Origin of the sequence: Paenibacillus aestuarii, from assembly GCF_027789125.1 — a bacterium.
Taxonomy (GTDB): Bacteria; Bacillota; Bacilli; order Paenibacillales; family NBRC-103111; genus Paenibacillus_E; species Paenibacillus_E aestuarii.
Genome location: NZ_JAQFVF010000020.1, coordinates 151,006 through 174,105 on the forward strand (window position 1 = coordinate 151,006; position 23,100 = coordinate 174,105).

Genomic DNA, 23,100 nt, shown 5'->3' on the forward strand with positions numbered 1-23,100 from the left:
TCAGCATGGCACCTTACCAGATACTCGTCGTAGATGACTCCGTCTTTATGCGCAAAATTATTAGTGATCTGATCACTGAAAATCCGCAATTTAATGTCATTGGCACCGCCAAAAACGGTAAAGAGGCTGTAGAACAGGTCAAACTTTTAAAGCCGAACGCTGTGACGATGGACATCGAAATGCCGGTGATGAACGGTCTAGAAGCACTGCAACAAATCATGACGGAACAACCGACTCCGGTCATTATGCTAAGCTCCCTCACGCAAGAGGGAGCGGCGGAAACGATCAAAGCGCTCGAATTGGGGGCTGTTGATTTTATCGGTAAGCCTTCTGGCTCCATCTCTTTGGATTTATATAAAGTGAAGCAAATGCTTCACGAAAAGCTGCAAATTGCTGTGAAAAGTAAGATGCGTTCGCTTCATCCATCTTCGCCTCCAAGAATCATTCAGCCGCCTGCACAGAGGAGCATTCCGGAAGCGGCTAAGCTGCCTGAGGTGAAACTATCGGCAAGAGTAGGCGCGAGTGTGACGCATTTTGATCATTTGGTTGCGATAGGGACTTCTACGGGAGGTCCACGCGCACTCCATCAAGTGATCTCTAACATCCCGGCTGACTTTCCAGCGCCAATTCTTATCGTTCAACACATGCCGCCGAATTTCACGAAATCACTGGCACAGCGCTTGAATGATATTTCACATATAAAAGTCGTTGAAGCGCAAGATGGGGATATCCTTCATATTGCAACTGCTTATATTGCTCCTGGCGGTTGGCATATGACAGCATACAAAGACTCTTCTAAAATTTACAAGATACGTTTAACGAAAGAAGAGCCCCGATCCGGACATCGACCTTCTGTGGATGTCATGTTTGAGTCGTTGCTGGCAATGGACGAGCTTAAACGCCACATAGTCCTAATGACAGGAATGGGGAGTGATGGTGCCAAAGGCATGCTGGCTTTGAAGCAAGTAGGGGCCATTACGACAATTGCTGAGTCTGAAGAGACATGTGTTGTGTATGGAATGCCTAGAGCGGCTGTCGAACTTAAAGCTGCCATGCATGTGCTGCCGCAGCAAGATATAGCTTCCAAGATTGCACAAGCCGTACTGACTTAAATCGACCGAAGCAATGCAAGTTACATATTGATCCTTTATGGGGGTGTATGGTTTTGGAACTCAGTCAATATTTATCGATGTTCATCGACGAGTCGAGAGAACATCTGCAGGCCATGAACGAAAACCTGCTTAACTTGGAAAGTAATCCGCAAGATATTAGCATTGTTCACAATATTTTTCGTTCTGCCCATACGTTAAAAGGGATGTCCGCAACGATGGGATTTGAGGATCTTGCTTCTTTGACGCACGAAATGGAGAATGTGCTGGATTTAGTCAGAAACCACAAGTTGGAAATGAATCCTTTTATCTTTGATTGTATTTTTAAAAGTCTGGATTCACTAGAATCCATGGTAGAAGATATTATTCAAGGTGGCACAGGCAAAGCGGATGTGACGCAAATCGTAGCAGCATTGCGGTCCATCGTAACCGGAGATTATAACAAACCGCAAGCCGCCGCAGCTGCCAAAGTGGAAGATCCAGTGAAAGGAATTGACCTGGACGAGTTTCAGTACTCTATTTTGGAGCAATCTATCGATGCCGGCTTTCTAGTCTTCTACGTCGAAGTGAGTGTTCAAGAGAATTGTGTCTTGAAAGCTGCACGAGCTTACATGGTCTTCGATGTGTTGGAACGAAACGGCGAAATTGTGAAAGCTACGCCTTCCGTACAAGAAATCGAACAAGAGAAATTCGACCGTACGTTCTCCTTATACTATATTTCCAGGGTAGATCAAGCAACTTTGGAAAAAGAGATCTTGAGCGTATCGGAAATCGAATCTACGGTCATCATCACGGTTGATAAAGAATCGCTAACCGAAATGTCGCGTCCGAAAGCGGAAGTGGAAGCAGGCAGACAAGAAATTGCAGCGGCCGTGGCAACAGCAGCGAATATGGCTGATGGACTGGCTGCCGCGCCTGCACCTCTGCCGGCAGCGAAGGCTGCGGCTAAACCTGCTGCAGCAGCAGGCGGCGGCGTGCCGATCGCCAATCGCACGATTCGTGTAGATATTGAACGTCTGGACGCGTTGATGAACTTGTTCAGCGAGCTGCTCATCGACCGTGTGCGGTTGGAGCAGTTGGCCAGCGAAGTCAAGCGCAACGATTTGACGGAAACTGTCGAACACATGTCCAGAGTGAGCAGTGACTTGCAGAACATTGTGTTGAAGCTGCGCATGGTGCCGGTAGATTCCGTATTCAACCGTTTCCCGCGGATGATCCGAGATTTGGCCAAATCGCTGGATAAGAAAGTCGATTTGATTATTACAGGAGCGGAAACCGAGCTTGATCGTACGGTCATCGACGAAATTGGCGACCCGCTTGTCCATTTGCTCCGTAATGCAGTGGATCACGGGGTTGAGTCCATCAGCGAGCGCTTGGCTGCAGGCAAAAGCGAGCATGGAACGATCCATCTCCGCGCCTTCCACAGTGGGAACCACGTTTTCATTGAGATCGAAGAGGATGGACGTGGTATTTACCGCGAGAAAGTGCTGAAAACTGCATTGAAAAATGGTCTCGTAACACAGGAACAAGCGGCTAAGCTCAGTGACTTGGAAGTCTATAACTTGCTGTTCGAATCAGGATTCAGTACGGCTGATAAAATTTCTGATATTTCCGGCCGTGGCGTAGGTCTTGATGTGGTAAAAACGAAAATCCAAATGCTCGGCGGTCATGTTCAGGTTGATTCCAAGCCAGGACTCGGAAGCAAGTTCTCGGTTCAACTGCCGTTGACGCTGTCGATCATTTCCGCGATGCTGGTTCGCCTTGGCAGTGAGAAATATGCGATTCCGTTGTCTTCGATCGTCGAGACATCTGCGATTCAAAAATCACAAATCCGCAATATCCATGGAAACAAAATGGTGGACTACCGCAACTCGGTCATTCCGCTCGTTTCTCTCAGCTCGCTGTTCGAAGTTCCTGATTTCAATGAAGATCTGGAAGAAGAGACAGAGATCGTTGTTGTTCGCAAAGGTGACAAACAAGTTGCGCTTATGGTTGATGAATTCATTGGCCAGCAAGAGATCGTATTGAAATCTTTGGGTAATTATATGACTGGATTGTTCGCCATTTCCGGGGCTACGATTTTAGGCGACGGACAAGTAGCTTTAATTATTGATACGAATGCACTTATCAAATAGGCTAGCTATATATTTAGGGAGGGTTTAGCGTGGGAGAAGAAAAAAAGGTCATCGTATTCGCACTAGGGTCTGAAGAGTACGGGGTAGAGGTTGAGAAAGTAAGAACGATTGAAAGAATGCAGCCAATGACGCGTGTTCCTAAAGCGCCTGAGTTTATCAAAGGTGTAATCAATCTCCGCGGTGTTGTCATTCCGATTATCGATCTGCGCGCAAGATTTGGCCTGGAACTCAAGGAATATACAGATGCAACACGGATTATCATCGTATCCGCCGGTGAATTTGAAGTCGGCTTGATCGTAGACACGGCTAATGATGTCATTGATATCGACTCCGATCACATCGATAATCCGCCAGAAGTGGTTGGCGGCATTCGTGCCAAATATTTGGACGGCATTGCCCGTGTCGGCGATTCCAGACTGTTAGTGCTGCTCAATCTGGAGCAAGTTCTTGACCGTCAAGAAATTCAGCAATTGGAAAGAGCTGAACAATAAGTGAACCCTTTTGTTGAGTTTGCAGATTTTCAGATGGATGTACTTAAAGAAGTGGGGAATATCGGCGCAGGGCATGCAGCGACTGCGCTTTCCACCCTGCTGGACAAGCCCATCGATATGTTAGTTCCGAAAGTGCGCATGCTACCTTTTGAAGAAATTTGCGAAAGCGTGGGTGGAGCGGAGACGGTCGTTCTTGCCATTTTTCTGCGAGTTGAAGGGGATGCGCCAGGTAATATGTTTTTCATTATTCATCTGGAATCTGCCAAAAATATGCTTCGGGATTTAATCGGCCTCAACGTGCAGGATGATGAGACGTATTCCGAGTTGGAGCTATCCGCATTGAATGAAATTGGAAATATTTTGGCGGGGTCGTATCTTTCCTCGTTGGCAGATTTTACACAACTGAATATGCAGCCGACAGTTCCTTCGCTTGCGATTGATATGGCCGGCGCGATTCTAAGCTATGGCTTGCTGCAATTCGGGCAAATGGGCGACCAGGCTTTACTTATTGATACGAAATTTTTGGAGGGGGAAAATGAAGTACAGGGGCACTTTTTCCTTATTCCTGATCCAGAGTCATTCGAGAAGATCTTTTCAGCACTAGGAGTAGGAGCTCCATGAGCTTAGACAATTTGATTAAAGTTGGCATGGCTGATTTAAATGTAGCCCACAACACAGGCGTGCTCAAAACAACCGGTTTAGGATCATGTGTTGGCGTTACCCTGTTTGATAGCCGCACGAAGGTTGCAGGAATGGCGCATGTCATGCTGCCCTCTTCAGATATTGCTCGCGAAGGCACTATAAACTTAGCCAAATATGCGGACACTGCGATACCTGAATTAATTGCCCGTATGCAGAAACTTGGTGCTCAAGTAAGCCGGATGGAAGCCAAGCTAGCCGGAGGCGCCCAAATGTTTGCTTTTGCAGGAAATAATGATACGATGAGAATTGGACCGAGAAATGTAGAATCTTGTAAAGAAATGTTGAATAAGTACGGTATTCCAATCAAAGCTGAGGATACGGGGGCGAACTACGGACGAACAATTGAATTTAATTGTGAATCCGGTGTTCTAGTCATACGCAGTGTCCAACAAGGAGTAAAGGAAATTTAACGTATGTTTGGAACGATTCGAATCAATTTTATCGTAGCTGCTCTGGCGGCAGTCCTGACTTTTGCTCTCTCGATCAGCAACAATTTGCTGCTGACGACCTGCTTGAGAAGCTTATATAGCTTTATCATTCTTTTTGTGTTGTCATTTGTATTTCGCTGGGTTGTCGGATTTATGATTCATCTGGATAACGCCAATCCTAAACATGTGAATGAAGAACCTGCACAACCTGCGGTTGGACAGACGCTGGATCTGACAACGCCGGATGAAGATGCGGAGACAAGGGAATTGCTCAAAGCCAACATGAATGCAGTTCCTTCATCTCCAGCCAATGACACACAGTTTTCACCACTGAACCCACCTAAGCTCGTCAGCAAGAATAATTTGGATCCAGAACAACTGGCTGGTGCCTTAAGACGTTTGTCAGAAGACTAAGGATGGTGAAACGTAAGACATGATCGAACAAAAACAACTACAACTGGCGAATATCGAGCTTTGGAAGCAGTGGAAGGAGCAGGGTTGGGTCCCTGCGAAACAGTCACTTATCGAAAGCTACTTACCTTTGGTCGATTATGTTTCTGGACGTCTTGCCATTGGCTTGCCCAAAAGCGTCTCCAAGGAAGATTTGTCTAGCTATGGCGTTATGGGACTCATTGATGCCGTAGAGAAGTTCGACTATGAACGGGGTTTGCAATTCGAGACTTACGCTTCATGGCGGATTCGCGGCGCGATAATTGACGGCCTCCGCCAAGGGGACTGGGTTCCCCGTTCCATTAGGGATAAGGCGAAAAAGGTTGAAGATGCGTATCAAAAGCTGGAGCAGCAATATTTGCGGTCCGTTACAGATGCCGAAATGAGCGCATACTTACAGATCAGCGAGCAGGAATTTGTACAAATGCTGCAGGATATTTCCATTACGACGATATGTTCCTTTGATGATCCGATTCGGGAAGAAGAATCCGAAACACGACTTTCGTTGATCATTGACGAAAAGGCCAAAAATCCCGATTTTAAAGTCAATGAATTTTATCTAAAAGAAACATTAGCCAAAGCCATTGACAAGCTAACGGAGAAAGAAAGAACGGTAGTGTCCTTATTTTATTTTGAAGAACTATCTTTAGGTGAAATCGCCGAAGTGATGAGCTTATCGCCTTCCCGGATTTCTCAATTGCATTCCAAGGCTATTCTTCGTCTTAAGGGAGCCCTGGGGCGCTTTAAAACACAGCTTTTTCAAGATACCTAATTTGAAGGACATGAAAGGGTGGTATGTCCATGCTTGAGAGGAACATGCCTTTAGAACATTACATCACGATTTCCATCTCGGACGATAAATTGTCAGCGTTTCTACTGATCAACGAGTTACAAGAAGACATCATTTTATCCATAGGTCAACTCGAAGAACAATTAAAGGCGCATCAGATCATCCATGGCTTAAACCTCCCCATGATTGCTCAAGTCGCCGCATCACCAAAAAGCTATGTTGGACAAAAATTAGAAATTGCCAAAGGCACTGTGCCGCAGCAAGGTCAAGACGGTTACATCCAATATATGTACGATCTCGAGAACGAAGATAAAAAACCGCTGGAGCTTGAAGACGGCAGGGTAAATTATAAAGAAGTCATCTCGCTGCACAATGTGAAAAAAGGACAACTGATCGCCCAAAGGTTTCGGGCTACGGAAGGTGCTCCGGGCAAAGCGGTGACAGGTGAAGTGATCTTTGCGAAAGCCGGGAAAGAAGCCCGCTTTAAACTTGGCAAAAATGTGATCACGGACGCGAATCAAATGGGGCTTTATTCCGTCATGGATGGCATGGTCGTAAAGACAGACCGGGATAAAATTAACGTGTTCCCGATTTATGAAGTGAATGGGGATGTGGATTATAATATCGGGAATATTGATTTTATCGGGACTGTCGTGATTCGCGGCAATGTGCTCCCAGGCTTCAAAATTCGTGCATCCGGCGATATTCGCGTCACAGGCGGCGTTGAAGCGGCTGAGCTTGAAGCTGATGGCTCCATTGAAATCAATGCCGGCATCGTCGGTCAGAATAAGGCTGTTGTGAAAGCAGGGCATAACTTGAAAAGTTCCTTCATTCAAGATGCTGTTGTTGAAGCCGATAATGAGCTTACAGTTTCGCAAAGCATTATGCATTCCACGATTCGTGCGGGTAAAGCCGTCAACTGTGTAGGTTCGAAAGGGCTTATCGTCGGTGGAATCATTCAAGCGGGAGAGCGTGTGAAAGCAAGAACGATCGGTAACTCGATGTCCACCGCAACGGTGATAGAAGTAGGGGTACTGCCGGAGCTTCGCAACGAGCTGATTCAGCTTCGCGGCCAACTGAAAGTCCAGATGGAGAATCTAGACAAAACCGAAAAAGCTTTGACATTGCTCGATCAATTAGCCGCCGCAGGTCAGCTAGGGCCTGATAAAGTTGCGATGCGTATTAAGCTTAATCATACGAAGAAACAGGCTCTTGAGGAACAGAATATGATTAAGGACCGGATTTTGGAAATCGAGAAATCACTAGAGGATTCCGAGAATGCCAAAGTCGAAGTCATATCAACAATTTACGGTGGAGCTAAAATTGTCATCGGCCGTTATACGAAATTTATTAAAGATGCTTCGAATCGAGTGACATTCCGCTTAGTGGATAGTGATATCTCGATGACGGCTAACGTTTAATATGAAGGAGGCGCTGCTAAATGGATATGAAAGCCATTGATTTGCAGTTTGCCGTACATAAAAACGATGAAGCAGGCATCCGTCAAAATCAGTTAATGCAGAAGCCGCGCCAGGACGAGGCTTTATTGGAGAATCAGTCCCTGCAGATGACAGAACTTGAGCGAAGCCGAAGCAGTCGGATCGAAGAGAGCGCCAAGTCCAACATCAAGGATCAAAGAGAGAAAGAGCATAGCCAGAGTCATCATGGACATCAATCCGGGGCAAGTCACGTGGAGTCTGAACTAGCTGTACAATCGCATCACGTTTCCAATGTCGCTCAATCTGTCCATCCATACAAAGGGCATCATATCGACTTATCGCTCTAAGCATTTTATTTTATATAGAAAAAGGTGTTTGACTTGGACATGAAGCCTTGGATGTATGTCGTCCTTTTAGGGCTCGTCTTCATTGTTTACGCTCGCTTTATCCCTAAGAAGGAGCCGGCAGGCCTGGATAAAACGAACGTTGTTCAAGAAATCGAGGAAACGATTGAACATTTCGCCGCTGAAATGGATGAACAAAATCAAGCGCTTCTGGACTTGTTTTCCCGGACCAAGCAGGATTACGAAGTTGAGCTCGCCAAATTGGCGGGCCGACTGGAATCTCTCGAGAAACAGAAGCAAGAGCTTTCGCATGAGCTGACCAAAGTTCATGTGAACCAACAGCTTCATTCGAAGGCGGTCGGCACCGCCCAAGTCACAGGCGAGGCTTCGCTCGTGGAGGTGAACGCGGCTCCTACGGCTCCACCTCTTGTTCAAGCTCAGCTAACGAGTCCGCTTCCTGCCATCGAACCAGAAGTACCGGTTCCAGATCCAGAACCTCTCTATACCGGTTTAAGCATGAAGAGCCGTTATGCCGAATTATTCAGCCTGCATGAGCAAGGCAAAGGCGTTGAGGCGATTGCGAAGAAGCTGGGAATGAACAAGGGAGAAGTCACGCTAATTCTTCAACTTTCCAAGCAGGAGGAGCATTCCCGTGTTTAAAAACCGATTGTTTGTGTTCGGGCTTGGTTTTGGTATCATCGTTGGCGCTATCCTGTTGCAGGTTATGCTTGCGCGTCCGAGTGCAACGGATCAAAGCGGTATCAAGCCGGACGAAATGGATCCCTTGAAGCTCAAGGAGCAGGCCTCGAAATATTATCAGGTCTTCGAAAAAGATACGAAGGTCTATACGCAGGCTGAGCTCGATGCGAATGTCGCGCAAAAAGTCAAAGAAGAAACAGACAAATTAGCTGCCGCGCAACCAGCGGGTCAGCCGCAGCCTGCAGCGCCGACCGTGACGGTACGCAATGTGATCTATGTGCAGCCTAGTCTGGATGCAACCGCGGTAACGGATTTGCTGGAGAAGTCCGGCGTCATTTCCGACCGCAAAGCGTTTGAATCTGAAATGCAAAAGCAAGGTGGCGTTTATAAGATTCAAGCGGGCCCGCACATCTTTGAGGGCAAGTTGGAGATTCCACAGGTGATCGCCAATTTGATGACGCATCAATAAGACAGACCTACAAAACGATCTTTTGTGAGGTCTGTTTTTCATTTTCAAAAAGGTGTAAATCCGCATACCGACACGCTGCAGATGCGCCTACAATAGGGCAGATTAACGTACTCGACAAAAGGTTGCATCGCTAAATGAGTTATGGTATATTTATTCACGGTGTTAAAAACGCACGTCAGTCAATTTGCATATTGGTGCTTACTTTGGTAAGTTTTATGCGAAGATGCGACCGACGGAGGATACCACAAAAACCATTTTAAGGGAGGGATTGGAGATGGCAGTTATCTCCATGAAACAGCTTTTAGAAGCTGGCGTACATTTCGGTCACCAAACTCGTCGTTGGAACCCGAAAATGGACAAGTACATTTTCACTGAAAGAAACGGAATTTACATCATCGACCTGCAAAAAACGGTTAAAAAAGTTGAAGAAGCTTACAACTTTGTTAAATCCGTTGCTGAAGAGAATGGCACAATTCTTTTCGTAGGTACTAAGAAGCAAGCTCAAGACTCCGTAGCTGAAGAAGCTGAGCGTTGCGGCATGTACTTCATCAACCAACGTTGGTTGGGTGGTACATTGACAAACTTCCAAACGATCCAAAAACGTATCGACCGTTTGAAAGAACTTGAAAGATGGGAAGAAGACGGTACATTCGAAGTTCTTCCTAAGAAAGAAGTTATCATTCTCCGTAAAGAGAAAGATCGTCTTGAGAAATTCCTGGGCGGCATCAAGAACATGAAAGGCCTGCCAAGCGCATTGTTCGTTATCGATCCTCGTAAAGAGCGTATTGCTGTTGCAGAAGCTCGCAAATTGGGTATCCCAATCGTAGGTATCGTAGATACTAACTGTGATCCAGACGAAATCGACTACGTGATCCCTGGTAACGATGATGCAATCCGCGCAGTGAAATTGCTGACTGCAAAAATTGCAGACGCTGTTATCGAAGCACACCAAGGCGAGCAAACAACAGCTTAATTTATATGAATGAACAAAAGGGTGGTTGGAAGGTGTAACAGCCTGTCATCACCCTTTTTTTAAAAAGTAGTCATTACCTACATAACACAAACACTTTTGGGAGGTTCTTTTCCATGGCAGTAACAGCAGCTCAAGTAAAAGAATTACGTGAAAAAACAGGCGCAGGCATGTTGGATTGCAAAAAAGCGCTTGAAGAAGCAAACGGCGATTTGACAAAAGCTGGCGAGATCCTTCGTGAGAAAGGTCTATCCGCAGCAGCTAACAAAGCAGGCCGTATCGCAACAGAAGGCGCTGTAGAGTCCTACATCCACGCAGGCGGTAAAGTTGGCGTTCTTGTTGAAATCAACTGCGAAACTGACTTCGTAGGTAAAACAGACCAATTCAAAGCATTCTGCAGAGACATCGCAATGCACATCGCGGCTGCAAGCCCAACTTATGTGCGTCGTGAAGAAGTTCCGACTGAAGCTTTGGACAAAGAAAAAGAAATTCTTCGCAACCAAGCTTTGAACGAAGGCAAGCCTGAAAAAATCGTTGATAAAATGGTTGAAGGTCGCATCGGCAAATACTACGAAGAGTATTGCTTGATGGAACAAGCGTTCGTTAAAGATCCGGACAAAACGATCGAGCAATTGCTGAACGAGAAAATCGCAACGATCGGTGAGAATATCTCCATCCGTCGTTTCGTGCGTTTCGCACTTGGCGAAGGTCTTGAGAAAAAGCAAGAGAACTTTGCGGAAGAAGTTATGTCCCAAGTTAAACTCTAATAAGCAGTTACAAAGATGGAACACTTGGTGTTCCTTCTTTTTTAGCATTAAGCTCATATGCAAGACCTGTTTATGTATTGAAACGGAGGGTATTCAAGTTGGTGCAACCTTTTTATAAAAGAATCGTACTGAAATTGAGCGGCGAGGCGTTGGCCGGGCAGCAAGGTTATGGTATTGATTCTGAAGTTATTACCTCTATTGCGCAACAGGTAAAAGATGTCATCGATTTGAACGTAGAAGTAGCAATCGTCGTAGGCGGCGGCAACATCTGGAGAGGAATCGCAGGCAGTGAGAAAGGCATGGATCGGGCGACAGCTGACTACATGGGCATGCTGGCTACTGTGATGAACTCCTTGGCGCTGCAAGATGCGCTGGAAACGATGGATGTGCCGACTCGCGTGCAAACTTCGATTAACATGCAGCAGGTTGCTGAGCCTTATATCCGTAGACGCGCAATGCGTCACTTGGAGAAGGGCAGAGTGGTCATCTTTGCTGCTGGCACAGGGAACCCTTACTTCTCGACCGATACAACGGCAGCCCTGAGAGCTGCTGAGATCGAAGCGGAAGTCATTCTCATGGCCAAGAACAAAGTTGACGGCGTTTATTCGGCTGATCCGTTCAAAGATCCAACGGCCAAAAAGTATGAATCTTTGACTTACTTGGAAGTCATCAGCAACAACCTCGGTGTTATGGACTCCACAGCGTCTTCGCTGTGCATGGATAATAACATCCCATTGGTGGTGTTCTCGATTACCGAGAAAGGGAATATCAAACGCGTTGTCCTTGGCGAGAAAATTGGGACTACAGTTAAAGGGAGTGTCTAAACGATGCCACAAACGATTAAAAAGAACGCTGAAGAGCGTATGGATAAAGCCATTGGCGCATTAAAAAGAGATTTGAGCACGCTGCGTGCAGGTCGCGCTACACCATCGCTGCTGGATCGCGTACAAGTTGAGTATTACGGTGCAATGACGCCAGTGAATCAGCTTGCTAATCTGTCGACACCAGATTCCCGTTCCTTGATCATTCAGCCATGGGACAAAAGCTCCATGAGCGCGATTGAGAAAGCGATCATGAAATCTGATTTGGGTTTGACGCCTTCGAATGATGGAACAGTTATTCGTATCGTGATCCCGGCATTAACGGAAGAGCGCCGTAACGAACTGGTCAAAATGACCAAAAAGTTCGGTGAGGAAGCCAAAGTTGCCATCCGCAACATCCGCCGCGATGCCAATGATGAGATCAAGAAGCTCGAAAAAGCAGGGATCTCCGAAGATGAATCCCGTAAACATCAAGAAGATATTCAGAAGTTTACAGACAAATTCGTTGCTGAAGTTGAAAAAGTGCTAGCTGCTAAAGAAAAAGAGATTATGGAAGTTTAAATTAGATATGCCCCTAGGAATTTACTGGGGGTTTTTCAGCTTTCCTTATCCAGGGAGGAACGACAATGCTCAAACCGTTAAAGAAATGGTTAGGAAATGCAGCCAAAGAAGATTCGACTTCTAATATTCCTGACATTGATTTGGCAAACGTGCCTGCTCATGTGGCAATTATCATGGACGGCAACGGACGCTGGGCAAAGCAACGAGGGTTACCTCGAGTAGCCGGACATCATTCCGGTATGAAAAATGTGAAAAAAATTACGATGGCTGCAAACGACATCGGCGTCAAAGTGCTGACTATGTACGCTTTTTCGACGGAAAACTGGAAAAGGCCGAAGGAAGAAGTCGAATTCTTGATGAAGCTTCCTCAGGAGTTTTTTCCACTGGAAATCGAAGAACTTATAGAGAATAATGTTCGGATACGGATGACGGGATGGAAAGAAGGCTTGCCGGATTACACGTTGAAGGCGATTGAAGACGCCATTGAGCGCACGAAGGACAACACCGGACTCATCCTTAATTTCGCTTTGAATTACGGCGGCCGCAAAGAAATGATCGCAGGCGTGCATGATATTATCCGCGATGTGCAAAATGGCGTCCTGCAAGCTGATGAGTTGGATGAGGCCCGCTTTTCCAAGTACATGCTGACATCCGATCTGCCTGATCCGGATTTATTAATCCGGACGAGCGGCGAGCTGCGCCTCAGCAATTTTTTACTTTGGCAGCTTGCTTATTCCGAGCTTTGGTTCACCGAAGCCTACTGGCCAGAATTTACAGAAGCATTATTTATGCAAGCTATCGCCGAATATCAACGCCGCGCAAGAAGGTATGGCGGTATTTAACCGCTGGATCTGCGACGAAGATATTTTCGTTTGTTTTATTTAGGAGGAGTTTGCTTTGAAGCAGAGGATTGTCACAGGCGTGATAGCCGGTATTGTTTTCCTTACCTTACTAGTGCTTGGCGGGTATTGGTATGCCGGCTTAATTGTGCTGCTCTCGGTCATCGGGTACCGGGAATATATTCAAATGAACGGATTCACATCTCATAAATTATCCTCTTTCGTCGGATTGGTAGCTCTGCTTCTGCTAGCTGTCCCATGGGATATGCTGGGTATAACATTACCTGTCAATACGACGGCCATCATTTGGCTAGCCATGTTCGTCCTCCTGTTTATCACGGTTGCATCTAAGAACAAAATCACCATTGACCAAGTTGCGCTTATTTTGCTTGGCGCTATCTATATTGGGCTTGGATTTTATTATATGATCTCGACGCGAATTCCGGATCATGGATTGTTCTGGACAATCCTTATCTTTGTATGCATTTGGGCAACAGATTCGGGCGCTTATTTTGTCGGATCCATGGTTGGCAAACATCCACTATGGCCGCAAATCAGCCCGAAAAAGTCGATTGAAGGCGCAGTTGGCGGAATCGTCATTTCGATGCTTGCTGCACTGCTCTTTTCCTGGTATGCACCTGAATTGCTGCCTATTCAAACCGCACTTTTACTTGGCATCTCGATTGCAATCGTCGGTCAAATCGGTGATTTGATACAATCTGCTTATAAGCGGGTGAAAGGCATTAAAGATACAGGAACGCTGCTGCCAGGACATGGAGGCGTCTTAGATCGGGTGGATAGCTGGCTAATCGTATTTCCTTTTATTCATTGGCTAGGATTTATTCCCCACTAAACGCAGACTGAACGAGGTGTACTATGACAAAACGCATCGCGATTCTGGGTTCAACCGGATCCATCGGAACGCAAACGTTAGATATCGTCGCCAATGCTCCGGAACGTTTTCAAGTTGAAGCGATTTCCGGCGGATATAACAGTAAGTTGCTTATCGAACAGGCCAAACAATTTCAACCGAAGATTGTTTCGGTCGCGACGAAGGAACTAGCCGCTGAAGTTGCGCTTCATGTCCCTAGCCAAACCAAGGTTTACTATGGGGAAGAGGGGCTCTTGGAGGTTGCGGCGTCGACCGAAGCAGAACTGCTCGTTACCGCACTAGTCGGCAGTCAAGGTCTAAAGCCGACACTGGCAGCCATCGAAGCAGGCAAACAAATCGGCTTGGCTAACAAAGAAACGCTCGTTAGCGCAGGTCATATCGTCACGGAAGCGGCGAGAACGAAGGGCGTAGCGCTGCTGCCTGTGGATAGTGAACATTCCGCCATCTTCCAGTGCTTAAACGGCGAGAAGCGCGCCGAAGTTGCCAAACTGATCATTACAGCGTCCGGCGGTTCATTCCGTGATCGTACGCGGGAAGAGCTGGTCGGCGTCACTGTGGAGCAAGCGCTTGCGCATCCGAACTGGTCGATGGGCGCCAAGATCACTATTGATTCCGCGACGATGGTCAATAAAGGGTTGGAAGTGATCGAGGCCAGATGGTTATTCGACCTCCCGTATGATCAGATTGAAGTGCTGATTCATCCGGAGAGTGTAATCCATTCCATGGTAGAGTTCGTCGATCGCAGTGTCATGGCGCAATTGGGCAACCCTGACATGAGAGTCCCGATTCAATATGCGCTAACGTACCCGGACAGATTTCAGACACCGACAATTCCGTTGAAACTGGCGGCGATCGGCAAGCTGCACTTCAGAGAGATGGACTATGAGCGGTACCCATGCCTGCGCATGGCGTTCGAGAGCGGGCGTCAAGGCGGTACAACGCCTACGGTCTACAATGCGGCGAACGAAGTTGCGGTTGCCCGTTTCCTTAAAGGTGAAATTACTTTCTTACAAATTGAACAAGTGATCGAAGGCGCGTTGCAGAAGCATGAGTCGTTTGCAAACCCCAATCTGGCATTGATTGAGGAGCAAGATGCATGGGCTAGAGCATTTGCCGCCGCGATCCGATTTTAACGAAAGGAGAGCTAAGGTCAGCATGCAAGGTTGGCTCAGCTCTTTTTTCGCTCATAATCGCAAAGAACTACTGCCTTTGAGAGTCTAAATACCCCTTAAATATCGTATACTGTGCTAATAGGGGACAGCTTGTATTCGGTCCTTCAATAATGGTAATCTAAGTACATGCTAAGCTTGAAGGAGGAACTACGACTTGTCAGCTATAGAAGTTGCATTGAAAGTGATTTTGTTGTTTTTCGTATTGGTGACGATACATGAGTGGGGACATTTTTACTTTGCCAAGCGGGCGGGTATTCTGGTGAGGGAGTTCGCGATTGGCTTCGGTCCGAAGTTGTTTTCATATAAAAAGGGCGAGACTCGCTATACACTGCGGATTTTGCCGATAGGCGGTTTTGTGCGGATGGCCGGCGAAGACCCGGAGATCGTTCAAGTCAACCCTGGGCAAACGATTGCCGTACAATTAAACAAAGCGAATGAAGTTACATATTTATACATGGATCAATTGGATCGGCGCTCCAATGTTATTATCGGGGTTGTCGAACACATTGATTTGGAAAAAAGCTTATCCCTCTCGTTGGACGTTGACGGTGAGCGTGTGACGTATCCGGTCGACCGTCAGGCAATGATGGTGAGTAAAGGCGTCGAGACGCAAATTGCCCCTTATGACAGGCAGTTTGGCAGCAAGTCTGTAGGCCAGCGCGCGCTCTCGATCGTGATGGGTCCTGTCATGAACTTTGTTCTGGCGATCGTGCTGTTCCTAATCGTGGTCATCATGTCCGGTGTGCTTACGAATGTGAAGCTCGACTCCGTTATTGCGGGTAAGGCTGGAGAGAAAGCCGGATTGCACAAAGGCGATATTATCATGTCTATTGATAATCATCCAATCGGCGATGACCGGGAGAAGCTGGTCACGGCGATTCAGCAATCTGCCGGCAAACCGATGACATGGGTCGTGGACCGCGGCGGCAATCCGTTGACGCTGCAAGTGACCCCAGAGATGGAGAACGGTACGGGCAAGCTGGGTGTTGTCATCTCCGGTGACCGGAGAAACGCGTCGTTCGGCGAAGTGATCACGGGCACGTACCAGCAAGTGGTGGGCACAACGATCGGCATTGTTACGGGCTTGCAGAAGCTGGTCATGCTGCAGTTTAAGCTTGACGACTTAGGCGGACCAGTCCGGACGGCGCAAGTATCGGCGGAATTTGCCAAGCTGGGCATGACGTATTTGATTTCCTGGGCAGCTACGCTGAGCTTGTATTTGGGGATTTTCAATCTGCTGCCGATCCCGGCGCTGGATGGCAGCCGTCTGCTCTTTATGGGGCTGGAAGCGCTGCGCGGCAAACCAATTGATCCGAACCGTGAGAGCATGGTGCACTTCATCGGCTTTGCACTGCTGATGCTGTTGATGGTGGCGGTTACGTACAACGATATTTTACGATTAATCAAAGGCTAGTACATGGAGAGTTAAGGCTTACGAAGTTAGTATTTTACAAGAAGCTCTTAGGAGGACGGTATGTCGAACGATAAGCAGTTTGTTAAAGAAATTACACCTCAGGGAGAAGATTTCTCCCGCTGGTACATAGATGTAATTAAAAAAGCGGACTTGATGAGCTACTCGCCTGTGCGCGGATGTATCGTGTTCAAGCCGGACGGCTATGAAATCTGGGAGAACATCCAACGTGAGCTGGACAGCAGATTTAAGGAAACAGGTCATCGCAACGCCTATTTCCCGCTTTTCATTCCTGAGAGCTTTTTCCAGAAGGAAAAAGAGCACGTGGAAGGCTTCAATCCCGAGCTGCCATGGGTAACCGAAGCAGGCGGAGAAAAGCTTGAGGAGCGTTTGGCGATTCGCCCGACTTCCGAGACGATGATTGGTCATATGTACTCAGAGTGGATTAACTCCTATCGTGATCTGCCGCTGTTGATTAACCAATGGGCGAACGTTGTGCGCTGGGAGAAGCGGACGCAGCCGTTCCTGCGGACAAGCGAGTTCTTGTGGCAGGAAGGCCATACGGCGCACGAAGACGAGCAGGATGCACGCCGTGAAACGATGCAAATGCTCGAAGTGTACCGTGATTTTGCCGAGAACTTCCTGGCGATTCCGGTTATTGTCGGCCAAAAAACGCCATCCGAGAAGTTCGCCGGCGCTGTCGATACGTACTCTATCGAGGCGATGATGAAAGACGGCAAAGCGGTACAAGCGGGTACTTCCCATTATTTGGGGACGAACTTTGCGGTTGCTTTCGACATTAAGTTCCTTGACCGTGAGAACCAGCATCAATTCGCTCATACGACTTCCTGGGGCGTCAGCACGCGTCTCATCGGTGCTCTGATCATGGTGCACGGTGACGACCGTGGTCTTGCCCTGCCGCCGAAAGTAGCACCGACACAAGTGGTGATGATTCCAATCGGCCCGCCAAAAACGAGAGAGCAAGTCATTTCACGCGTGGACGAGCTGTATGCACAGCTGAAGCAAGCAGGCGTTCGCGTGAAAGTGGATGACCGCGCTGATCAAAGCCCAGGCTGGAAGTTCAATGAGTACGAAATGCGCGGTGTACCGATCCGCGTTGAACTAGGTCCTCGTGACATGGAAAATGGACAAGTTGTGCTTGTATCCCGTGTAACCGGCGAGAAAAAAGTTGTGGCTCAAGCGAATTTTGTCGAAGAAGTGCAAAATTTACTTGCTGAGATTCATCAGCAGATGTATGATAAAGCGAAGACATTCCGCGATGAGCACTTCGTTGCTGTCGATACGTTGGATGAGTTCAAAACCTTCCTCGAAGGCAAGCGCGGATTTGCTTTAGCAGGATGGTGCGGTTCTAATGCTTGTGAATCGCAAGTGAAGGAAGAAACCGGCGCAACGAGCCGCAACATTCCGTTCCAACCTGAGGTTACGAAGTCGACATGCCTTGTTTGCGGTGACGCAGCGAAGCACACGGTTGTTTTCGGCCGCAGCTACTAAGCAAGACCACATATAAGTAAACATAAGGGCAAACGGAATGCACCATCTCCTTTGCCCTTGTATTATTTAGGTAAGAAGTTTGAGGCAATGTAATCTTTACGGGGAGGATGTTCATGAGTAACTTGGCTGACAAACGGAATCGCTTTGAGCTCTTGATGCAGCAGGCAGAGATTCCGGCCGACATCATTCGGTCATTTTTTGCGGAAGGGTACATCGATCAAGTTGAAATTAGCCGAAAAAATCGCGACTGGACCTTTTATTTGGTAAAAAATGAATTGGTGCCACAGAACATATACCGTTCTTTTTGTAAAATGATTCAAGAGAAGTTCGCCCACATCGCGAAAGCTCGCTTTATTTGGCGCTTTGAGCAGGCGGAGGCATCCGCGGTCGTTGAAGAGTATTGGAGTCTCTTCCTGGAATGGCTGCAGCGCGAGGCGGCAGCAATCAACGGCTGGATGATGAAAGCGCGAATCGAGGTGCAAGGGCATTCCTTGACACTCATCATGCTGGATCAAATCGGGCTGGATCTGGCGAAGAAGAAGAACATCGATATGTTCATCCGCAATTTTTATCATCATTTTTTTCAAATCGAATTAACGGTGAAATATGCCGTCAGCTCCACCAGCGAGGTTGAAGCGGAGTACGAGAAGTTTGCGCAGCAGCGCGCTGAGCAGGAGCGAAACGTTACGCAAGAGATCATGATGTCGATTGCCGAGGAAGAGGAAACCTCTGAACTGCCGGAAGGCGAGCTCAAGCTGATGATGGGCTACGAGATCAAAGAGCCTCCTGTTCCGCTGAAAGACATCCGGGAAGAAGAGAAGAAGGTTACCGTGCAGGGAACGGTCTTTGGCCTCGACGTGAAAGAGCTGCGTAACGGCAGCACATTATTTACTTTTAACTTAACGGACTTCTCCGATTCCATGTCGATGAAAGTTTTTGCTAAAACCAAGGACGATGTGAAGATCATGAGCTTGCTCGCCAACGGCACGTGGATTAAAGCGCGCGGTAAGGTCGAATATGACCGTTTTATGCAAGTGCCAGAGCTGGTCATGATTCCGAACGACCTGGTCGAGGTGATGGCGCCGAAAGACCGCATGGACGATGCCGTAGAGAAACGTGTAGAGTTTCACCTTCATACGGCTATGAGTACGATGGATGCGTTGACGCCGGTTGATCAATATATTAAGACGGCCGCCAAATGGGGGCATAAGGCGATCGCCATCACGGATCACAGCAACATCCAATGCTTCCCTGAGGCTGGCAAAGCGGCCAAAAAGAACGGGATTAAAGTGATCTACGGGCTGGAAGCCAATGTAGTCAACGATTCGGTGCCGATGGTGATGAATCCGCGCGATATTGATATGAAATCGGCAACATATGTGATTTTTGACGTCGAGACGACGGGCTTATCCGTGACGAACAACAAGATTATCGAGCTTGCCGGCGTGAAAATGCAAGATGGCAAGGAAATCGACCGTTTCGCTACGTTCATCAATCCGCATGAGAAAATTCCTTACAATATTCAGCAATTGACCAATATTAATGATGATATGGTCAAAGATGCGCCGGATATTGAGCAAGAGCTGCCTAAATTCATCGATTTCGTCGGCGATGCCGTGCTTGTCGCGCACAATGCCCGATTCGATATGGGGTTTTTGCAAGCGAACTTGAAGCGCATGGGGCTGCCGGAAGTGACGAATTCGGTGCTGGATACGTTGGAACTGGCAAGATTCCTATTCCCTGCGATGAAAAATCACCGCTTGAATACGTTATCGGATAAATTCAAAGTCAGCCTGGACAACCATCACCGCGCGATCGACGACTCGATTGCCTTGGGTTTCGTGCTCTATAATTTGATTAATGAAGCGTATGACCGGCAAATTATGAGTTTAGCCAAATTGAATGATTATATCGGTAAAGACTTATCCAATCAGCGACCGTTCCATTGCTGTATCTATGCGCAAAATGCCATCGGCAAAAAGAACTTATTTCAACTTATTTCGATTTCGCATACGCAATATTTTAACCGTGTCGCTACGATTCCGAAGAGCGTTCTTGTCGCGCATCGCGAAGGCTTGCTAGTCACATCCGGTTGTGAGAAGGGCGAGTTTTTCGAAGCGGTGCTGAATAAATCGTTGGAAGAGGCTGAGCAGGTTTCTGAGTTTTACGATATTTTGGAAATACAACCCGTTAGCTATAACATGCACCTTGTGGATAAAGGGCTTGTCGGCAGCAAAGAGGACTTGGAACAGGCCGTCCGCAAAGTTTGTGAGATCGGTTATAAAACCGGCAAGCCGGTTATCGCGACAGGCAATGCGCATTACTTACACCCGCGCGAGAAGATGTGCCGGGATATTACGATCCACGGCATCACGGGCTTCAGTCCGCTCAAAGATATGAAGAAGCCGGACGCCCACTTCCGCACGACCAAAGAAATGCTGGAGGAGTTCAAGTTTCTCGGCGAAGAGAAAGCGCACGAGGTCGTTGTGCGCAACACGAATGAGCTTGCCGACCGCTTTGAGGAAATCCAGCTTTTCCCAGATCAACTGTTCACCCCTGTTATCGAGGGTGCCGACGATGAAATCCGCAACACTTGCTATGAGACAGCCAAGAGTTTATACGGCGATGAGCTGCCTGAGGTGGTGACCGCCCGCTTGGAGAAAGAGCTCGTTCCGATCATTAAATACGGCTTCTCCGCCAACTATTTGATTTCGGAACGTCTGGTCAAAAAGTCCAACGAGGACGGCTACCTCGTCGGTTCGCGGGGATCCGTCGGCTCATCCGTCGTCGCGATGATGCTTGGCATCTCTGAGGTTAACCCGCTGCCGCCGCACTATTTATGCTATTCGTGCAAAACGAGCGAATGGTTCCTCGACGGCAGTGTGCCGAGCGGTTTCGATTTGCCGAATAAAGTGTGCCCGAACTGCGGGGTAAATATGAAAGGGGACGGCCACGATATTCCGTTCGAAACGTTCCTGGGCTTTAAAGGGGACAAGGTCCCCGATATCGACTTGAACTTCTCGGGTGAGTATCAGCCGGTTGCCCATAACTATACGAAAGTACTGTTTGGGGAGAAGAGCGTATTCCGTGCGGGAACGATCGGTACGGTCGCGGAGAAGACAGCCTTCGGCTTCGTAAAGAAATACGAAGAGGAGTACGGGTATAAGTGGCGCGGCGCCGAGCTGAACCGGCTCGCTTCAGGCTGTACAGGAGTGAAGCGTAGCACCGGTCAGCATCCAGGCGGTATTGTCGTCGTCCCTGACTATATGGAAGTCGATGACATCACGCCAGTGCAATATCCAGCGGACGATCAGAACGCAGAATGGAAGACGACGCATTTTGACTATCACGCATTCGATGCCAATTTGCTCAAGCTCGATATTCTCGGACACGACGACCCGACCATGATGCGGATGCTCCAGGACCTCACCGAGGTTGATCCGACGACCATTCCGATGAATGATCCGAAGGCGATGAGCATCTTTAACTCCACGGAGGCGATCGGGGTATCACCTGAGCAAATTCGAACGCCGGTCGCGACATACGGGGTTCCCGAGATGGGCACGAAGTTCGTGCGTCAAATGCTGCAGGAGACGCAGCCGAGCTCGTTTGCTGACTTGCTGCAAATTTCCGGTCTTTCACACGGAACCGGCGTATGGCTCGGGAATGCGCAAGAGCTGATCAAGAAAGGGATTTGCAACATTAAAACCGTTATCGGCTGCCGTGACGATATCATGCTGTACCTGATTTACAAAGCAGGCATGGATGCCGGTCTTGCGTTTAAGATTACCGAGAGCGTTCGTAAAGGGAAAGGCTTGACCGACGAGTGGAAGGAAGAGATGAAGCGCTGCAACGTCCCTGCTTGGTACATCGAGTCCTGCGAACGCATCGAATACATGTTCCCTAAGGCGCACGCGGCCGCATACGTTATTTCCGCGGTAAGGACCGCCTATTTCAAGGTGTATTATCCGATCGCGTACTATGCGACTTACTTCAGCGTTCGTGCGGCGGACTTCGATCTGGAACTGCTGTGCCAGGGCTATGACGCGATCCTGAAGCGGCTGATCGAAATCGAGGAGAAAGGCTTCCAGGCGCTGCCGAAGGAGAAGGCGATGATCTCCATCTTGGAGATGGCGCTTGAGATGACATCCCGCGGCTTTAGCTTTAAGCCGATCGATCTGTATCGTTCCGATGCGACCAGGTTCAAAATCGAAGGCGATTCGCTGATCCCTCCGTTCGCGGCTATGCCGGGTATCGGCGAGAGCGCGGCGAAGAATATCGCGGCTGCCAAAGAGGATGGCGATTTCTTGTCCATCGAGGATTTCCAGAACCGTTCCAAGGCGTCGAAGACCGTTATCGAGCTGCTTGCTTCCATGGGCTGTTTCCGCGGGTTGCCGGAGACGAATCAGTTGTCCCTGTTTTAGGTGATGCTGCAATGGACTGTCAAGTGAAAATCATTTACAAGTTTGCTATTGTAATGGCAAGAATGGTTATGGTATAATTTTTCTTGGCAATAATGAGGATATCATCTTGTGATTAAAGAGTGGGGAAACCCACTCTTTACATTTTGATATAGGACTTTTCACAGTGAGAAGTTCACTTTAGGAGGGCATACCAATCCGTGGTTACACAAGCACACATCAAATCCGTCATTGAGGACATGCTGAAAGATTACATTGAACAAAATGGATTTGAACTCGTGGATATCGAATACGTCAAAGAAGGCAGCAACTGGTTCCTTCGCGTCTATGCAGACAAAGAAGGCGGCATTGATATAGATGATTGCGGCCGAATCAGCGAATACTTGAGCGCGAAGCTGGATGAGAAAGATCCGATTGCGGATGCCTACTTCCTCGAAGTGTCCTCACCTGGCGCAGAGCGCCCATTGAAAAAGCTGCAGGACTACCACAAAGCTGTGGGCAGTCACGTATTTGTCACTACCTATGAGCCGATTGACGGTTCCAAAGAGTTTGAGGGCAAGCTGCTTTCTTTTGACGGCGAGGAGCTTGTTGTCGAAGCAGGCAAGAAGAGAAGCACAATCCCGTTTGCGAAAGTGGCCAGCGCCCGGTTGGCCATCGTCTTTTAGCATCGTTACTTAT

Annotated in this window: 22 protein-coding genes; all 22 read left to right on the forward strand. The window is 48.0% G+C overall.

Features of this window, described 5'->3' with window-relative positions; genetic code table 11:
- Nucleotides 1-5 precede the first annotated feature (5 nt).
- The gene (locus O9139_RS06400) at nt 6-1,112 is read left to right on the forward strand and encodes a protein-glutamate methylesterase/protein-glutamine glutaminase (RefSeq protein WP_270878626.1); all 1,107 of its coding nucleotides are present in this window, start codon (nt 6-8) and stop codon (nt 1,110-1,112) included.
- Between the two features lie 53 nt (nt 1,113-1,165).
- Nucleotides 1,166-3,244: a chemotaxis protein CheA gene (locus tag O9139_RS06405; protein WP_270878627.1), complete on the forward strand. Its 2,079-nt coding sequence runs from the start codon at nt 1,166-1,168 to the stop codon at nt 3,242-3,244.
- 29 nt (nt 3,245-3,273) lie between these two features.
- A complete protein-coding gene (locus tag O9139_RS06410; protein WP_270878628.1) occupies nt 3,274-3,735 on the forward strand; it encodes a chemotaxis protein CheW in 462 nt (153 codons plus the stop codon).
- 33 nt (nt 3,736-3,768) lie between these two features.
- On the forward strand, nt 3,769-4,356 hold the full coding sequence (locus tag O9139_RS06415; RefSeq protein WP_377524308.1) for a chemotaxis protein CheC: 588 nt from the start codon (nt 3,769-3,771) through the stop codon (nt 4,354-4,356).
- Nucleotides 4,353-4,847, forward strand: coding sequence for a chemotaxis protein CheD (locus tag O9139_RS06420; RefSeq protein WP_270878630.1), 495 nt, complete (start codon nt 4,353-4,355; stop codon nt 4,845-4,847). The genes O9139_RS06415 and O9139_RS06420 overlap by 4 nt, the downstream gene beginning before the upstream one ends.
- Nucleotides 4,848-4,850: 3 nt before the next feature.
- A complete protein-coding gene (locus O9139_RS06425) occupies nt 4,851-5,279 on the forward strand; it encodes a hypothetical protein (protein ID WP_270878631.1) in 429 nt (142 codons plus the stop codon).
- Nucleotides 5,280-5,298: 19 nt separating this feature from the next.
- Entirely contained in the window at nt 5,299-6,087 is a 789-nt protein-coding gene (locus tag O9139_RS06430; RefSeq protein WP_270878632.1) for a FliA/WhiG family RNA polymerase sigma factor, read from the forward strand.
- 29 nt (nt 6,088-6,116) lie between these two features.
- The gene (locus O9139_RS06435; protein ID WP_270878633.1) at nt 6,117-7,526 is read left to right on the forward strand and encodes a DUF342 domain-containing protein; all 1,410 of its coding nucleotides are present in this window, start codon (nt 6,117-6,119) and stop codon (nt 7,524-7,526) included.
- Between the two features lie 20 nt (nt 7,527-7,546).
- Complete coding sequence (locus O9139_RS06440) at nt 7,547-7,891, forward strand: hypothetical protein (protein ID WP_270878634.1); 345 nt, start codon at nt 7,547-7,549, stop codon at nt 7,889-7,891.
- Between the two features lie 39 nt (nt 7,892-7,930).
- Nucleotides 7,931-8,548, forward strand: coding sequence for a hypothetical protein (locus O9139_RS06445; RefSeq protein ID WP_270878635.1), 618 nt, complete (start codon nt 7,931-7,933; stop codon nt 8,546-8,548).
- Nucleotides 8,541-9,056 carry a hypothetical protein gene (locus O9139_RS06450; RefSeq protein WP_270878636.1) on the forward strand — a complete coding sequence of 172 codons (516 nt, stop codon included), beginning with the start codon at nt 8,541-8,543 and terminating at the stop codon, nt 9,054-9,056. Before O9139_RS06445 ends, O9139_RS06450 begins: the two co-directional genes overlap by 8 nt.
- 274 nt (nt 9,057-9,330) lie before the next feature.
- The gene (gene rpsB / locus O9139_RS06455) at nt 9,331-10,029 is read left to right on the forward strand and encodes a 30S ribosomal protein S2 (protein WP_270878637.1); all 699 of its coding nucleotides are present in this window, start codon (nt 9,331-9,333) and stop codon (nt 10,027-10,029) included.
- Between the two features lie 113 nt (nt 10,030-10,142).
- A complete protein-coding gene (gene tsf, locus O9139_RS06460; protein ID WP_270878638.1) occupies nt 10,143-10,793 on the forward strand; it encodes a translation elongation factor Ts in 651 nt (216 codons plus the stop codon).
- A gap of 98 nt (nt 10,794-10,891) precedes the next feature.
- A complete protein-coding gene (gene pyrH / locus O9139_RS06465; protein WP_270878639.1) occupies nt 10,892-11,617 on the forward strand; it encodes a UMP kinase in 726 nt (241 codons plus the stop codon).
- A 3-nt stretch (nt 11,618-11,620) separates the two neighbouring features.
- Nucleotides 11,621-12,175: a ribosome recycling factor gene (gene frr, locus O9139_RS06470; RefSeq protein ID WP_270878640.1), complete on the forward strand. Its 555-nt coding sequence runs from the start codon at nt 11,621-11,623 to the stop codon at nt 12,173-12,175.
- Nucleotides 12,176-12,240: 65 nt separating this feature from the next.
- Nucleotides 12,241-13,017: an isoprenyl transferase gene (locus O9139_RS06475; RefSeq protein ID WP_270878641.1), complete on the forward strand. Its 777-nt coding sequence runs from the start codon at nt 12,241-12,243 to the stop codon at nt 13,015-13,017.
- A 55-nt stretch (nt 13,018-13,072) separates the two neighbouring features.
- Nucleotides 13,073-13,867, forward strand: a complete 795-nt coding sequence (locus tag O9139_RS06480) for a phosphatidate cytidylyltransferase (protein ID WP_270878642.1) — start codon at nt 13,073-13,075, stop codon at nt 13,865-13,867.
- A 23-nt stretch (nt 13,868-13,890) separates the two neighbouring features.
- Nucleotides 13,891-15,039, forward strand: coding sequence for a 1-deoxy-D-xylulose-5-phosphate reductoisomerase (locus tag O9139_RS06485; RefSeq protein ID WP_270878643.1), 1,149 nt, complete (start codon nt 13,891-13,893; stop codon nt 15,037-15,039).
- A gap of 193 nt (nt 15,040-15,232) precedes the next feature.
- Nucleotides 15,233-16,492 carry an RIP metalloprotease RseP gene (rseP, locus tag O9139_RS06490; protein WP_270878644.1) on the forward strand — a complete coding sequence of 420 codons (1,260 nt, stop codon included), beginning with the start codon at nt 15,233-15,235 and terminating at the stop codon, nt 16,490-16,492.
- A gap of 60 nt (nt 16,493-16,552) precedes the next feature.
- Entirely contained in the window at nt 16,553-18,001 is a 1,449-nt protein-coding gene (gene proS, locus O9139_RS06495) for a proline--tRNA ligase (protein WP_270878645.1), read from the forward strand.
- Between the two features lie 113 nt (nt 18,002-18,114).
- Nucleotides 18,115-22,425, forward strand: a complete 4,311-nt coding sequence (locus O9139_RS06500; protein WP_270878646.1) for a PolC-type DNA polymerase III — start codon at nt 18,115-18,117, stop codon at nt 22,423-22,425.
- A gap of 197 nt (nt 22,426-22,622) precedes the next feature.
- Nucleotides 22,623-23,087: a ribosome maturation factor RimP gene (gene rimP, locus O9139_RS06505; protein ID WP_270878647.1), complete on the forward strand. Its 465-nt coding sequence runs from the start codon at nt 22,623-22,625 to the stop codon at nt 23,085-23,087.
- The last annotated feature ends 13 nt before the right edge of the window (nt 23,088-23,100 follow it).

Excerpts from the sequence above, each read along its gene's own strand:
- O9139_RS06400 (WP_270878626.1), top strand. The coding sequence starts at position 6 with ATGGCACCTTACCAGATACTCGTCGTAGATGACTCCGTCTTTATGCGC.
- O9139_RS06415 (WP_377524308.1), top strand. The coding sequence starts at position 3,769 with ATGGATGTACTTAAAGAAGTGGGGAATATCGGCGCAGGGCATGCAGCG.
- O9139_RS06420 (WP_270878630.1), top strand. The coding sequence starts at position 4,353 with ATGAGCTTAGACAATTTGATTAAAGTTGGCATGGCTGATTTAAATGTA.
- O9139_RS06425 (WP_270878631.1), top strand. The coding sequence starts at position 4,851 with ATGTTTGGAACGATTCGAATCAATTTTATCGTAGCTGCTCTGGCGGCA.
- O9139_RS06430 (WP_270878632.1), top strand. The coding sequence starts at position 5,299 with ATGATCGAACAAAAACAACTACAACTGGCGAATATCGAGCTTTGGAAG.
- O9139_RS06435 (WP_270878633.1), top strand. The coding sequence starts at position 6,117 with ATGCTTGAGAGGAACATGCCTTTAGAACATTACATCACGATTTCCATC.
- O9139_RS06440 (WP_270878634.1), top strand. The coding sequence starts at position 7,547 with ATGGATATGAAAGCCATTGATTTGCAGTTTGCCGTACATAAAAACGAT.
- O9139_RS06445 (WP_270878635.1), top strand. The coding sequence starts at position 7,931 with ATGAAGCCTTGGATGTATGTCGTCCTTTTAGGGCTCGTCTTCATTGTT.
- rpsB (WP_270878637.1), top strand. The coding sequence starts at position 9,331 with ATGGCAGTTATCTCCATGAAACAGCTTTTAGAAGCTGGCGTACATTTC.
- tsf (WP_270878638.1), top strand. The coding sequence starts at position 10,143 with ATGGCAGTAACAGCAGCTCAAGTAAAAGAATTACGTGAAAAAACAGGC.
- frr (WP_270878640.1), top strand. The coding sequence starts at position 11,621 with ATGCCACAAACGATTAAAAAGAACGCTGAAGAGCGTATGGATAAAGCC.
- O9139_RS06475 (WP_270878641.1), top strand. The coding sequence starts at position 12,241 with ATGCTCAAACCGTTAAAGAAATGGTTAGGAAATGCAGCCAAAGAAGAT.
- O9139_RS06485 (WP_270878643.1), top strand. The coding sequence starts at position 13,891 with ATGACAAAACGCATCGCGATTCTGGGTTCAACCGGATCCATCGGAACG.
- proS (WP_270878645.1), top strand. The coding sequence starts at position 16,553 with ATGTCGAACGATAAGCAGTTTGTTAAAGAAATTACACCTCAGGGAGAA.
- O9139_RS06500 (WP_270878646.1), top strand. The coding sequence starts at position 18,115 with ATGAGTAACTTGGCTGACAAACGGAATCGCTTTGAGCTCTTGATGCAG.